The sequence below is a fragment of the Pseudomonas sp. 2,4-D genome (assembly GCF_030418155.1).
GTDB classification, from domain to species: domain Bacteria; phylum Pseudomonadota; class Gammaproteobacteria; order Pseudomonadales; family Pseudomonadaceae; genus Aquipseudomonas; species Aquipseudomonas alloputida.
The window spans coordinates 40,659-55,103 of the sequence record NZ_JAUHUI010000032.1; the positions used below are offsets into that span (position 1 = coordinate 40,659).

Annotated in this window: 11 protein-coding genes; 3 read left to right on the forward strand and 8 right to left on the reverse strand. The window is 63.2% G+C overall.

Annotated features, from left to right (window positions below; translation table 11 throughout):
• Nucleotides 1–37: 37 nt before the first annotated feature.
• From QYE47_RS20035 to QYE47_RS20055, 5 genes are all read right to left on the reverse strand, one after another.
• A complete protein-coding gene (locus QYE47_RS20035) occupies nucleotides 38–1,255 on the reverse strand; it encodes a fumarylacetoacetate hydrolase family protein (protein ID WP_019437170.1) in 1,218 nt (405 codons plus the stop codon).
• Nucleotides 1,256–1,275: 20 nt separating this feature from the next.
• Nucleotides 1,276–2,334 carry an Ldh family oxidoreductase gene (locus QYE47_RS20040; RefSeq protein ID WP_019437171.1) on the reverse strand — a complete coding sequence of 353 codons (1,059 nt, stop codon included), beginning with the start codon at nucleotides 2,332–2,334 and terminating at the stop codon, nucleotides 1,276–1,278.
• A gap of 35 nt (nucleotides 2,335–2,369) precedes the next feature.
• Nucleotides 2,370–3,911 (reverse strand): UxaA family hydrolase, encoded by a 1,542-nt coding sequence (locus tag QYE47_RS20045; protein WP_019437172.1) that lies wholly within the window; start codon nucleotides 3,909–3,911, stop codon nucleotides 2,370–2,372.
• A gap of 146 nt (nucleotides 3,912–4,057) precedes the next feature.
• The gene (locus QYE47_RS20050) at nucleotides 4,058–5,017 is read right to left on the reverse strand and encodes a LysR family transcriptional regulator (protein WP_014591296.1); all 960 of its coding nucleotides are present in this window, start codon (nucleotides 5,015–5,017) and stop codon (nucleotides 4,058–4,060) included.
• Between the two features lie 27 nt (nucleotides 5,018–5,044).
• Nucleotides 5,045–5,992, reverse strand: a complete 948-nt coding sequence (locus QYE47_RS20055; protein ID WP_019437173.1) for a LysR family transcriptional regulator — start codon at nucleotides 5,990–5,992, stop codon at nucleotides 5,045–5,047.
• Between the two features lie 101 nt (nucleotides 5,993–6,093).
• Between QYE47_RS20055 and QYE47_RS20060 the strand changes: the two genes are divergently transcribed.
• Nucleotides 6,094–7,407: an L-fuconate dehydratase gene (locus tag QYE47_RS20060; protein ID WP_003253941.1), complete on the forward strand. Its 1,314-nt coding sequence runs from the start codon at nucleotides 6,094–6,096 to the stop codon at nucleotides 7,405–7,407.
• 67 nt (nucleotides 7,408–7,474) lie between these two features.
• Nucleotides 7,475–8,776 (forward strand): MFS transporter, encoded by a 1,302-nt coding sequence (locus QYE47_RS20065; protein ID WP_070383861.1) that lies wholly within the window; start codon nucleotides 7,475–7,477, stop codon nucleotides 8,774–8,776.
• 127 nt (nucleotides 8,777–8,903) lie between these two features.
• Here QYE47_RS20065 and QYE47_RS20070 read toward each other — a convergent pair whose 3' ends face one another.
• The 3 genes from QYE47_RS20070 to QYE47_RS20080 all read right to left on the reverse strand — a co-directional run bounded on the left by QYE47_RS20070 (nucleotide 8,904) and on the right by QYE47_RS20080 (nucleotide 13,184).
• On the reverse strand, nucleotides 8,904–10,259 hold the full coding sequence (locus QYE47_RS20070; RefSeq protein ID WP_070383860.1) for a GntR family transcriptional regulator: 1,356 nt from the start codon (nucleotides 10,257–10,259) through the stop codon (nucleotides 8,904–8,906).
• Nucleotides 10,259–11,644, reverse strand: a complete 1,386-nt coding sequence (locus QYE47_RS20075; RefSeq protein WP_070383859.1) for a hypothetical protein — start codon at nucleotides 11,642–11,644, stop codon at nucleotides 10,259–10,261. Before QYE47_RS20075 ends, QYE47_RS20070 begins: the two co-directional genes overlap by 1 nt.
• A 517-nt stretch (nucleotides 11,645–12,161) precedes the next feature.
• Nucleotides 12,162–13,184, reverse strand: a complete 1,023-nt coding sequence (locus tag QYE47_RS20080; protein ID WP_014591301.1) for a zinc-dependent alcohol dehydrogenase family protein — start codon at nucleotides 13,182–13,184, stop codon at nucleotides 12,162–12,164.
• 206 nt (nucleotides 13,185–13,390) lie between these two features.
• On the opposite strand from QYE47_RS20080, the gene QYE47_RS20085 reads away from it, so the two are divergent.
• Nucleotides 13,391–14,305 carry a LysR family transcriptional regulator gene (locus QYE47_RS20085; RefSeq protein ID WP_014591302.1) on the forward strand — a complete coding sequence of 305 codons (915 nt, stop codon included), beginning with the start codon at nucleotides 13,391–13,393 and terminating at the stop codon, nucleotides 14,303–14,305.
• The last annotated feature ends 140 nt before the right edge of the window (nucleotides 14,306–14,445 follow it).

Genomic DNA, 14,445 nt, shown 5'->3' on the forward strand with positions numbered 1-14,445 from the left:
CGATGATGCTGCGCCCCTCCCTGACGCAGCGAGCCGTTCAAAGCGGGCGGGCGGTGGCCGCGACCTCCAGCAGGCCACGCTGGCCGAGGTTGTCGATCAACGCGCGCAGGCCGAAGTCCCACTGCGGTGCCAGATCGCTGGTGGTCACGCGGTTGCACAGAGTACCCAGTTGCGGATTGCTGATGCTCACCACGTCACCCGGTTTGTGGGTGAAGCCGTTACCCGGCTGATCGCGGTCCTGCTTGGGGGCGAACAGGGTACCGAGGAACAGCACCAGGCCGTCAGGGTACTGGTGGTTTTCGTTGAGGGTTTGCTGCACCAGGTCTTGCGGGTCACGGCTGATCTGGCGCATGGAACTGCGCCCGGACAGGACAAAGCCGTCCTCGCCTTCCACCCGCAGGTCCACCTCGGCAGCGCGCACATCGTCCAGGCCGAAGCTTTCGTCAAACAACCGCAGCAGCGGGCCCAGTGCAGTGGAAGCGTTGTTGTCCTTGGCCTTGGACAGCAGCAACGCGCTACGCCCTTCGAAGTCACGCAGGTTGACGTCGTTGCCGAGCATGGCGCCCTTGATGCTGCCATTGCTCGACACGGCCAGCACCACTTCCGGTTCTGGGTTGTTCCAGCTGGACTTGGGGTGGATGCCGATGTCGGCGCCGTGGCCAACCGCGGACAACGGTTGGGCCTTGGTGAACACTTCGGCATCCGGGCCTATACCCACTTCCAGGTACTGCGACCACAGGCCCTGCTCTACCAGCACCCTGCGCAGCGCTTCGGCCTGAGCCGAACCGGGCACGATCTGCGACAGGTCGGCGCCGATGCGGCTGGCCAGGGTGTCACGGATGGCGTCGGCCTTGGCCGGGTCGCCCTTGGCCTGTTCTTCTACCACACGCTCCAGCAGGCTGGTGGCGAAGGTCACACCGGCGGCCTTCACCGCTTGCAGATCGATCGGCGCCAGCAGCCACGGCTGGTGCGGGGTGCGCCGTGTGGGATCGCTGTTGCCCAGCAATGCCGGCAGCGCAATCAAGGGTTCGGCCAGTGGCAAGGCACGCAGGTAGCCCACCGGATCGTCCACTTCCAGCAGCGCCGAGACGGTCGCCACGTGGGCACTGATATCGTAGACGGCGCCGGCTTTCACCAGCACCACCGCCGGCCCCTGCGCCGGCAACCAGACGCGCCCTACCCAGCTGCCGCTGTCAAAAACGCTGGCATCATGGCTCAGTGGCAGCGTTTGATTGGCGTTCGTTCGATCAGTCATGTGTGTTCCCTTGCTGTGCATCATTGGAAAAGTCCCGGCAGTTGCAACTGCCCAGCCACGCGCTCAAGGTCGGCTATCAGCTGCGGCGAAAGGCTCACGCCCTGCTCCAACGCCTGGCGACGCAGGGCAAGGCCTGCTTGCCCGGGCAGGCGTACCGGGCGTTCGGGGTCGAGCGGGCGGCTTGCCAGAACCAATCCCCCCAGGAAGCTGGTTTCGTCGATGAACGCCTCCAGGCCGCCGAACATGCGCGGGTCAATCACCAGCGCAGTGGCCGAGGCGCCCCACTGACCCGGTGCATCCTTGCGCCCATGGCCGGCCAGCCCCGAGGTGAGGGCTTCGACCAACAGCGCAAGGGCAAACCCTTTGTGGCCAAAGGCCTGGCCGCCGAGCGGCAGGATGCTGCCTTGCGGGCGGGTAAAGAAATCGTCCGGGTCATCGCTGAGCTGCCCGTCATTGCTCACCAGCACCGGGTGCGGCAGACGCCGGCCGGCATCGCGGCATTGGCCGACCAGGCCGAGGGTGACGGTGGACATGCTGACATCCAGCAGAATCGGCTCACCCTGGGTCGGGATACCGGCAGCAATCGGGTTGGGGGTGTACACCGGGTCGATGCCGCCATGAGCACAGACCAACCCCACCGACGGATCCGACGAGTAGACGATGGCCAGCAACCCTTGGTCGGTGTATGGCTTGAGGTAGGCGGCCAGGCAGCCGATATGGGCAGCGCGACGTACTACCGCAATACCGATGCCCTGCTTGGTCGCGCCTGCGGCCGCACAATCCAGTGCCCGGCTGACGCAATAGGGCCCCAACACATAATGGCCGTCGAACACGCTGGAAATACCACTGTCGGCGACCTGTTCCAGCGCCTGCGCGCGGGCTTTGACCTGCCCGCTGAGCATGCCGTCGATGTAGCGGCTGACCAGGTTGAGGCCATGGGTACGGTGGCCGAGCAGTTCGCCTTCGAGCAGCACCCGGGTCACTACCTGGGCGACGTCCACGTCGGCTCCGGCTTTCATGAACAGTTGCTCGACAAACGTGGTAAGCGTTTGCACGTTGTACCGTGTGGTTTGAATCATTGCAGTTGCCTCGCAAATGGGACGGGAGCGGTCGATCAGGTCACGGCGCCGATCTGCCACGGGACGAACTCGTTTTGCCCGTAGCCGTGCTGTTCGCTCTTGCTGCGTTCCCCGGAGGCAATGCGCAGCATCTGCTCGAAGATGAATGCGCCGCGCTCCTCGATGCTGGTGGAGCCATCGGCGATGCCGCCGCAATTGACGTCCATGTCCTCTTGCTGGTGCTCGAACACCCGGTTGTTGGTTGCCAGCTTGATCGATGGTGCCGGGGCACAGCCGTAGGCCGAGCCCCGGCCGGTGGTGAAGGCGATCAGGTTGGCCCCGCCGGCCACCTGACCGGTGGCCGAGACCGGGTCGTAGCCGGGGGTGTCCATGAACACCAGGCCCTGGGCACGCACGGCTTGCGCATACTGATACACATCGACCAGGTTGCTGGAGCCTGCCTTGGCCACTGCGCCCAGGGATTTCTCGAGGATAGTGGTCAGCCCCCCTGCCTTGTTGCCGGCCGAGGGGTTGTTGTTCAATTCGGCGTTCATACGCTGGCAGTAGTCTTCCCACCAGCGAATGCGCGCCACCAGCTTCTCCCCCACCTCACGGCTTACCGCGCGCCGCGTGAGCAAGTGCTCGGCACCATAGATTTCCGGGGTTTCGGAGAGAATGGCGGTACCACCGGCGGCCACCAGGCGGTCAACGGCATTGCCCAGTGCCGGGTTGGCGGTGATCCCCGAGTAGCCGTCTGAGCCGCCACACTGCAGGCCGACCACCAGGTGGCGGGCACTGACTGGCTGGCGCCGTACCTGATTGGCCTCGGCCAACAGCGCCTTGACCTGGGCGATACCGGCAGCGATGGTTTTAGAGGTGCCCCCGACCCCTTGGATGGTGAAGGCGCGCAGTTGCGCACTCGCCTGCAGGCCCTGGGTTTCCAGCAGGGTTTCGATCTGGTTGGTTTCGCAGCCCAGGCCGATGATCAGCACGGCAGCGAAGTTGGGGTGGACGGCGTACCCGGCCAGGGTGCGGCGCAGCAGGCTCAAGGCTTCACCGCTCGGGTCGACTGCGCAGCCGGCACCGTGGGTCAGGGCGACCACACCGTCGACATTCGGGTAGTCGGCCAGCACCTCGGGGTGAATGTCACGGCGGAAATGGTCGGCCACGGCCCGGGCCACGGTTGCCGAACAGTTTACCGAGGTGAGAATGCCGATGTAGTTGCGGGTGGCGACACGGCCATCGGCGCGCACGATGCCCTGGAACTGCGCGGCGCTGCCTGGCAGGCTGCGGGTATCGACACCAAACGCATAGTCACGGGCAAAATCGCCCATCTGCACGTTGTGCACGTGCACATGGTCGCCAGCGTCGATCGCCTGGGACGCAAACCCGATGATCTGCCCGTAACGGCGCAACGGCTGGCCCTGCGCCACAGGCTCGGTGGCGAGCTTGTGGCCTGAAGGGATGGGCTGGCGCACGGTAGTCGCCTCGGCATCCAGGCGCACGCCTGGCAGCAGGGCCTGGCGGGCGATGACGACGTTGTCCAAAGGGTTGAGGCGGATGACGGCGGGGTCACCGGATTTGGCAATCAGTTGCATGGGACCTCTCAGGGCGGAGCGGCTGACTTCTTGTTATGGCTGTAGCCACTGTAAGAAGCCTGGTGCCGCATTCCCAATGAGATGATCCGATCGAGCGATAACCTGGAGTTATCGCAAGGGTATTTCGGTGCGTGATCTTCAATCGGCTAGGCATCTGCCGGAGATTGCCGCCGTCGCTGCGCGCCCTCCAGCAGAATCTCGACAAACGCCCTGGCGGAGGCGCTGAGCGGTTCATCCTTGCGGGTGACCACTCCATACTCCAGCGCGGGCACCTGCAAAGGGCTGCGCAGCTCCTTGAACTGCCCGCTGGCCAACTGCGCGGCCACCATCGAGCGCGGTAGCATGGCAATCATCGGTGCCGATTGCAGCAACTGCAGGAACATGGGCATGGAGATGGTCTCCACGCAGTCGGCAGGCGTGGCGATTCCGGCCACCCGGAACGCCTGCTCCAGGCGGTTGCGGATCGGCGTACCCACCGGGTACAGCACCCACGGCCAATCGCCTAGCGCCTCAAGCGGTGTGTTGTCGAGCTGATTGAGCGGGTGCTCGCTGTTGACCACCAGGCTGAAGGGTTCAGGCTCCAGCGGCTGGAAGTCGAACAGCTGACCGAAGCGTTCCTCGGTGAAGCGGCCAATCATGATGTCCAGCTTGTTCTGCTCGAGCATGGTCAGCAGGTGATCGCTGGAATGCTCCACCACTTCAATCGACAGTAACGGGCTTCGCGCCTTGATGGCGGCGATGGCCTGCGGCAATACCAATGCGGTCGCGGCAAAGATCCCGCCAACGCGGATGAAACCGTGCCCGCCGTTGCGCAGGCGGTTGACCTGATCGACGAACTGTTGCGACTCGGCCAGGGCACCCTGGGCGTATCGCACCACGTATTCACCCAGCTCGGTCGGCGGCATGCTGCGAGGCAGGCGCTCGAACAGGGCAAAGCCGAACTGCTCCTCAAGGTCACGCAGCATTTTGCTGAGCGCCGGCTGGCTGAGGTTCATGCGCGTGGCGGTGGCGTGCATGTTGCGGGTGCGCGCCAGGGTGTCGATCAACACCAGGTGCTTGTAACGGATCCAGTTGCAAAAACTGGAATGGGTCATGTCCGGCGGCATAGACGCAGGGCCTCATGCAGGTGAAAGTTATTGTGCCCGCAGGTAGCGCAGCAAGGTATCAAGGGCAACCGAGTTGGGCCGCGAGCGCAGGGTCAGCACGCCGAGGTTGGCCATCGCCAGGGGCAACTCCACCGGCAGGATGGCGACCATGCCATAGCGGGCATAATGCTGGGCCACGTCATTGGGCACCACCGCAATCATTTCGGACGCTTCGAGCATGGCAGTGGTCGCCAGGATCGACGCGGTTTCGACGATATCCAGCGACTGCACCATGCCGCCGGCCTGCAATGCGCTTTCGACGCGACGGCGCATCGGGCTGCCGATGGGGTGCAAGATCCACGTCAAGCTCACCAGGTCGGCCAACTGCAGCCCTGTGGCTGTCGCCAAGGGATGACCTGCGCGAGCAATCACGCGCATCTGCTCACCGCCGTCGAACAGCTCGATATTCAGTTCCTGGCTGTCGCTCTGGTCCGGCAGGCGCCCCACCACCATATCGAAATCACCGCGTAGCAAGGCCGGCAGCAAGGTGTCGCTGGTGCCCACTTCCAGCGAGATACGTACCTTGGGCTGGTCGCGCTTGTAGGCCAGCACCGCCTTGGTCAGCACGCCCGGTACCGGGCCCATGACGCTGCCCACCCGCACCAGGCCCAACGCACCGCGCGCCAGTTCGGCGATTTGCGCCTGGGCATGATCGAACTCATGCAATGCGTTTTGCGCATAGCGAATCATCACCTCGCCATACAGCGTCGCTTGCATCCCCCGGGGCAGGCGCTCGAACAAACGTACCCCCAGGCGCTCCTCAAGCTGCTGTAGCAACAGGCTGGCGGCCGGTTGCGTGGTGTGCATCGCGGCGGCGGCGCGGCGTAGGTTGCCGAATTCACCCAGGGCATTGAGCAACGTGATCTGACGGCTGGAAATCTTCAAGGCACCGAGGCTGGCAGGCGCCTGGGCCTTGTCAGGTGGCAAGCGAGACATATCGAATCCGGTATCACTGATTAAGATTTGGCGATTATGCCTGTATCGCTCGACAACCTACAGTCAGGTCTCCCTGTGCCTGAGCAGAACAAGAGTCGACCATGAGCATACGCATTACCCACCTGAGCGTTCGCGATATCCGTTTCCCCACTTCGCTGTCGCTGGATGGCTCCGACGCCATGAACAGCGCCCCCGACTATTCGGCGGCCTACGTGGTGCTGCACACCGACGCTGCCGCCCTCGAAGGCCATGGCCTGACCTTCACCATTGGCCGTGGCAACGAGATATGCGCGGCGGCGGTGCAGTCGCTGGCCCCCTTGATCGTCGGCCTTACGCTCGAAGAAATCAGCGCCGACATGGGCGCTTTCTGGCATCGCTTTACCGTCAGCGACAGCCAGTTGCGCTGGCTGGGCCCGGAAAAGGGCGTGATCCACCTGGCCACCGCCGCCATCATCAACGCAGTGTGGGACCTGTGGGCCAAGCATGAGGGCAAGCCTGTCTGGAAACTGCTGGCCGACATGACGCCAGAGCAGCTGGTGCGCTGCCTGGACTTCAGCTACGTCACCGACGTGCTCACCCCCGAAGAGGCCATCGCCCTGCTGCGCCGCCAGGCGCCGGGCAAAGCCCAGCGCGAGGCACACATGCTGCGTGAAGGCTACCCCGGGTACACCACTGCCCCGGGCTGGCTGGGCTACAGCGAAGAGAAAATGCGCAAACTGGCCCGCGAGGCCGTGGCAGACGGCTGGACCCACATCAAACAGAAGATCGGGGCCGACCTGGAAGAGGACATCCGCCGCGCCAGCATCCTGCGCGACGAAATCGGCTGGGAGCGCACCCTGATGATGGATGCCAACCAAGTGTGGGGCGTCGAAGAGTCGGTGGCCAACATGCGCCGCCTGGCCGCATTCGAACCGCTTTGGATCGAAGAACCGACCAGCCCCGATGACATTCTCGGCCACGCCACCATTCGCCAGCGCATTGCGCCAATCGGTGTCGCCACCGGTGAGCATTGCCACAACCGGGTGATGTTCAAACAGATGTTCCAGGCCGGTGCACTGGACTTCTGCCAACTGGACGCAGCCCGCCTGGGTGGCCTGAACGAAGTCCTGATCGTGCTGCTGATGGCCGCCAAGTACGACGTGCCGGTCTGCCCGCACGGCGGTGGCGTCGGCCTGTGCGAATATGTGCAGAACATCGCGCTTTTCGACTACATCGCGGTGTCTGCCTCGCTGCACAACCGGGTGCTGGAGTACGTCGACCACCTGCACGAGCACTTCATCGACCCGGTGGTGATCCATCGCGGGCGCTACATGCCGCCACAACGCCCTGGCTACAGCATCGAGATGCACGCTGAGACCCTGGAACGTTACCAGTACCCCAACGGCGCAGTGTGGCTCGACATCAACCGTTCCTGACCCACAGACCTGAGTGTGCCGCTGCTGCGCGGCACACCACCAGCACTTTTTCACGGGGAAAAAAACAATGACAACCCTCACCCGCGCAGCGGCTTGCGCCCCTGCCACCACCCATGAGCAGCGCTTGAACGGCCTGCTGCTACGCAAATTGATGCCACTGCTCATCGTCGTCTACGTGATGAGCTTTCTTGACCGCACCAACATCGCCCTGGCGAAAGCCAGCATGGGCATCGACCTGGGCCTTTCGGCAGCAGCCTACGGCCTGGGCGCGGGCTTGTTCTTCCTTACCTACGCCTTGGCCGAAGTGCCCAGCAACCTGATCATGCACCGGGTGGGCGCGCGCTTCTGGATCACCCGTATCATGATTACCTGGGGTTTGCTCTCGGCGGGCATGGCCTTCGTTCAGGGTGAGACCTCGTTCTACATCATGCGCCTGTTGCTGGGGGTAGCCGAAGCTGGCCTGTTCCCCGGGGTAATGCTGTACCTGACCTACTGGTTCGACCGCGAACAACGCGCCCGTGCCACGGGGTACTTCCTGCTGGGTGTGTGCCTGGCCAACATCCTTAGCGGCCCGCTGGGCGGTGCCCTGCTGGAGCTGGACGGTGTACTGGGCTGGCATGGCTGGCAATGGTTGTTCGTACTCGAAGGCCTGCCCGCCGTAGCCCTGGCCTATGTGGTGTGGAAGAAGCTGCCGGACGGTCCAGCCTCGGCGCCTTGGCTGACGGCTGCCGACGCCCAGGACATCGAGCGCCGCCTGGCCGCAGAGCAGGCGGCCGCACCGCAGCAGAGCAAGCTGGGGCAGATGTTCCGCGACCGGCAGATCTGGCTGGCGATCGCGGTCTACTTCGTGCACCAGATCACCATCTACACGGTGATTTTCTTTCTGCCGGGCATTATCGGCACCTACGCTGCGCTTTCGCCCTTCCAGGTCGGCCTGTTGACAGCGGTGCCGTGGATTGCAGCAGCCATTGGCGCAGCTACCTTCCCACGCCTGGCCACCTCGCCGCGCCGCTGCCGCACCCTGCTGTTCCTTGGCCTGCTGACCATGGCGGCCGGATTGCTGCTGGCATCGCTGGCCAACTCGTTCATTGGCCTGCTCGGGTTTTCCCTGACCGCGCTGATGCTGTTCGTGGTGCAGTCGATCATCTTCGTCTTCCCCTCCAGCCGACTGAGCGGCAGTGCGTTGGCGGCGGGACTGGCCTTCGTCACCACTTGCGGTCTGTTTGGCGGCTTCGTCGGGCCGTCGGTGATGGGCTTGATCGAGCAGACCACCGGCAGCACCCGCAACGGGTTGTGGATCATTGCCGCGTTGCTGGTAGGTGCGGCGCTGATCAGTACCTGTTTGCGTCAGGGGCAAGAGCAACCCTGAGGAGTACTCAATTTACGCCCCCTGCAGGTGGCTCTTTGTGCTGCGAATGAGCCTTGAGGTTTACAGGCCGTCATTTCACTTGTCGGCCCTCTCGCAGCACTTGGCGGCACCTGCAAGCGTCTTGATTTCAACTTGAGAAGCGGGTGTTTCGCCCGCAGCGCGCCTCCAGCGCCTGCGCCAGTCGCCTTACCGCCAGTTGCAGTTCATCCGGGCGCCCCCCCAGCCAGATCAGCGCAAGGTGTTGAGGGTAATGCCCCGGCAGGCCGAACTGCTCGCCCGGTAGTGCGTGCAGTGCAGAACCTGCCAACGCTGCGGCAATACCGTCCCACGCCAGCGGCTGGCAAAAGCTCACCCACAGCATTTGCCCACCTTGCGGCATGTCGAAAACCACCCGTTGGCCGAATTGCGATTGCAGTACATCCGCCAGGTGTTGCGTACGCCTTTGCAAGTCTGTGCGTAGCTGTAACAGCTGCGTTTCGATTTCCCCCTTGCCGAGCATGTGAGCAAGCGCCTGCAAACGTAGCGGCGCAAGCCGAAACGCCCGTTCAGCGAATGCCTTGGCCAACACAGGGTCACGGCTCAGTAAATAGGCATACGGCGCCTCTGCCCCCACTGCGGCCTCGAACGTGCCCATCACCAAAAGCCAGCGCGGGTCGATCCAGTCACGCAGTCGTGTGCTCGGCGGCCCGTCATAACAGAGCTCGCTGTCCAGGTCGTTTTCCAGCAGCCATACAGGGTGTTGGTCAAGCAAAAGTCCAAGCTGCTGCTGGTAATGCGGTGAAGCTAGCCGCCCTTGTGGCATGCCCAGGCATGACGGCATGACCAGCAGGCTTACCCGCTCGCTTCCCAGCAGCTTGGCCAATGCGTGCAGCTCTGGGTTGCCACGGGCATCCAGTGGTGTTTCCAGCACGCGCATGCCGGCACGCGCCAGGGCGCGCAACACTTGCCAGCAACAGGGCGAATGCACCAATGCGGTACCACCTTGCATGGCCAGCGCCGCAAGCAGCGTCTCCAGCAACGCGAGCACATCGGGGGCCAGATGGACGTCATCGGCATGCCAGTACTGGTTGGAGCAGCGGGTGTATCGCTCAGCCACGGCATTGCGCAAACGGGCGCTACCCAGCGCTTCCCAGGACGCAACGCTGCGGTCACGCTGACGGGCCAAACGCCGTTCGTGGCCAAGCAGCATGCGCTCCAACAGTGGCTGCGTCGGCAAGGGAGGCTGCCGGGCCACGGCCACGGCCTGATCTTTGCCACCGTTCTGTACGTAATAGCCCGACCTCGGCAGGCAGTGTACACGGCCCTCCTCTTCCAGCAGGCTGTAGGCACTTTGTACCGTGGCCAACGACACCCGCAGCCGCCGGGACAGCTCACGCAATGACGGCAACCGGCATGTGCCAACGCCTGCAGCTTGATCGATCAACGCTTCCAGGTAGCGATACACCTTGCGATACGCGAACTCGCCTGGGGCCGCTCGCCCCATCAATGCAGCCCCGCAACACCACGCCGCCGCCCCAACGCCAGCTGTGGCAGCAGCCTCAGGTGTGCATCGCGGCGGGCCAGGTTGTTAAGCAGGCGCCATCCCGCCAACGGCAACTGCCCATCATAAATTTGCCGCAGTTGCCCCAACTGCAAGCCACTGGTATTCACCAGCCAGGCTTTGACTGCATCGGGGCAGGGTTTGCCTTGCAAGGCCCTGTGCAGGTACGGCAACGCCACCACCATGTCGGCGTGCCGACACTGCAAGAACCGCTCGAGGTTTTTCCCCTGCCTGGCAAACGGGCTGAACAGCAGGCACACCAGTTGGGCCTGGTTGATGCCATAAGCTTTGCCAAATAGCAACGGCGCGGCGTCACACTGCTTGCGGCCACCCGCCTGCCCTGCCAGCCTCAGTGCAGGGCGCCCGGCCAGCGGCTCCAGACTGCGGGCGCGCAGTTCATGCAGCTGTGCCGTGGCTAGCGAGTCGACGAATTCGGACAGCGGCAAAGCATCCGCAGGCGTCTCGAAGTGACAACCCAGCATCGCGTCAAGCTGCTGCTCTTCAAGCAAGTGCGGCAACAGGTCATCAATAGCAATCAGCCGCACCGGCGCGCGCTCCGGTACGGCGCCTGGAACCGGCTCGTGCTGCCCACCCGGCGCGCCCCCAGCAGCACCGTGCAATCGGCTCAGCCCTTGGGCCAGCGCCGCCAGGCACTGGTGCACTGCATGCGAGCCACGCACGCCGGCCAGGCGCAGGCTACGCCGGGCCCACGCCAGGTATCGGCGCCGCTGGAGCCCGGGCATGGCGGTGACCAACGCATCGGGAGGCACCGCTGCCTGCAGGGCCTGAACCACGGCCCCCGCCAGTTCCAGGTGCAGGCGGCAGCCCAGCAGGGCTTCCGGCCTGGCATCGATCATGTGGCCGAACATCAACATCGCGTCCCTCGCCAGCAGCCAGCGCTCAGGCATTACCGAGAGCCGACGACTGAACGGCACCACTGCGCGCCCCTCAATCATCTGCAATTGCACCCGCGGGTCATCCTGCATGAACAACGCGCTAAAACTGCGCTCGTGAGCTTCCAGCGTGGCGCTATCGGCAACCGGCAGGCTGACTACCAATACCCGCAGCTGGAAGGTTACCGGCGAACGCAGCGCAATGCTTAGTTGCGCGGCACGCAACATGGCCAGCAGCCGGCTGCTATGGCGGTCGCTCCCTTGCAATACCTGCAAGCTGAAAGTACCGATGTACTCGGGCCCGCCTGCAGCGACCAACAGGCGTTGTATCAGCAACTGCAAGGAAGCGCGCTGCGCCTGTGACATGTGATTCAACAAGCGCTCGAGTACTTGCTGGTAGATATAATGCATCGCCTGGTCGTGAATAGCAGTCACGCAATCACCTCATCAACTTCATGCAGCCAGCGCATGCGGCACCTAACATTTGCACGTGAACATGCGCCAAACTTACCTAGAAGAAATTTCTTACAACAAAATGAAAGTAATGACGTAACCCTTCACTGTCGCCAAGCCATCGAGAAAAAACCGCCCCTGCGATGGCCTGTCGCTGTCACATGCTGCTCTATATCAGGCATAGCCATGCTCATCCCACGTTCCTTGCACAAACTATCATTGGGCCATTATCGAGAGGGAGGCAGCGCGAATTGAAGATACAGTTCAGGGTAAAAAAACCATTCAGCATACGTGTCAGTTCACAGTGACTCGCAAGGCGAAAGCGTTCAAGGCTGATTATTTGCCGGGATATTTCTGACCTCCCGAAAGATACGGACTTATATGTAGTCCATATCGTGATTTATTGTAGGAACAGTCCTACTTTAAGTGTTGAATCACTTTATCCCGCGCACAAAAAACCCGGGACCTTGCCCGGGTTCGCCGCTTGCGCCATCCACCGTCAGTGATGCGCCATGTCCAGCACGACGCGCCCGCCGCACGGGCATTGGTCCATGTAGCGATGCGCCTCGACCACCTGCTCGAACGGGTACACCTTGATGATCTGCGGTGTCAGCAGCTGGTCGGCCGTGAACTGGTTGATATCGCGCAACGCACGCTGCAGTGCCACCTGATCCTGGCTGATGCCAAGCTCTGGCTTGCCGGTGAAGTTACCGATGCAGTGCACATAGAACTGAATGTTCTTCTGGAATGCCGCGCAAGCCGGGAATGGCGTCTGGTTGCCGCCTTGCAGACCGTACAGCACCAGGCTGCCACGCGGCGCCAGCACATCACCCAACAGCGACATCTGCGGGCCGCCCATGCCGTCGAGCACCATGTCCACACCACGGCCATCGGTGTACTTGCCAATCTGCAGCAGCAGGTCTTGCTCTTCGGTGACGATCACTTTGTCTGCGCCCAAGCCCAGCAGGTAGTCACGCTGCGCCGCTTCCTTGGTGGCGGCGAACACTTTCAGCCCCAGGGCCCTGCCCAGCTGCACGAAGGCAGGCCCGGCGCAATGGCTGGCATCGGTGACCAGTGCTGTCTGCCCGGCCTTGGCCCGTGCCAGGTCGACGTAGGCGAAATAGGCGATCAGCAGCGGGGTGTAGTGCACGCTGGCCTCGATCGGGGTGAGCACATTCGGGTAGCGCGTGATGGCTGTACGGGGCAGTACAATGACATCGCCGTACACCGGGTGGTCGTTGGCACTGGTAGCCGGGAAGCTGGCAACCCGGTCACCGACGGCAATGTCATCGACCCCTTCCCCGACCGCAGTCACCACCCCGGCCATTTCGTGACCGATCCCCGCTGGCAGACGCGCCTGGGACGGTGCCAGATTCTGGCGCCAAAGCACGTCATACCAGCTGACGCCAACCGCTTCGACGCGGATCTGCACCTCGTCGGCAGCGGGTGACGGTTCGGCCTGCTCTTCGCAACGGAGCACGTCGGCAGCGCCGAACTTGTGGAAACGGATCATGCGGGACATCGCATACCTCGCCTTTGTGAACCTCTAATTACCACTGACTCTATCCGGGCTTTGCCCGTTAGACCATCAGTGGGCATTAATAGTCGACATGCTTGTCATCGATTGGGCACCTGACTTTCCCTGCGATTGGTCCCCCTAAACCCGTGCAGGGTAACAGCCTTTGGCCTTAAGATTCACCTCTGCCCCACATTAGGCGAAGCGCACCGATGAATCGAAACGACCTGCGTCGTGTAGACCTCAACCTGCTGATCGTGTTCGAAACGCTGATGCACGAGCGCAGCGTGACCCGTGCCGCAGAAAAACTGTTTCTCGGCCAACCGGCCATCAGCGCGGCGCTGTCGCGCCTGCGCAACCTGTTCGATGACCCGTTGTTCGTGCGCACGGGGCGCAGCATGGAGCCGTCGGCACGGGCCCACGAGATCTTCGCCCTGCTGTCACCGGCACTGGATTCGATTTCCACTGCAGTCAGCCGCGCCGCCGAATTCGACCCGGCCACCAGCAATGCGGTGTTCCGCATCGGCCTGTCGGACGACGCCGAGTTCGCCTTGCTGCCGCAACTGCTCAAGCGCATTCGCGCCGAGGCGCCTGGTATCGTGCTGGTGGTGCGACGGGTCAACTACTTGCTGATGCCAACCCTGCTGGCCTCGGGCGAGATTTCGGTGGGGGTCAGCTACACCAGCGAACTGCCGGCCAACGCCAAGCGCAAGGTGTTGCGCCGCAGCATGCCGAAACTGCTGCGCGCCGACAGCGTACCCGGCAGCATCACCCTGGATGACTTCTGCGCCCGGCCCCATGCGCTGGTGTCGTTTGCCGGGGACTTGTCCGGGTTCATCGACGAAGCCCTGGAAGAAATCGGCCGCAAGCGCCACGTGGTGCTGGCTGTGCCGCAGTTCAACGGGCTGGGGAGCTTGCTGGCAGGCACCGATATCGTGGCGACGGTACCGGACTACACGGCGGATGCACTGACGGCCGCCGGCGGCTTGCGGGCCGAGGACCTGCCGATACCCGTGCGCAGTTTCGAACTGCACATGGCCTGGCGCGGGGCACAGGACAATGACCCGGCGGAGCGGTGGCTGCGGTCGCGGATACAGATGTTCTTCGGGGACCCTGAGAGTCTTTAGAGGATCGTGTCCCGAGAGGTGGTGTAACTCATCCTGCGGCGCTACTGAGCGTCCTCCCCGCCTATGCTTGATCAGCAGAAAACCAAGATTGACCGTGTAAGGATTATTCCTTACCATTCAATCAATACATCTGGGAGAAC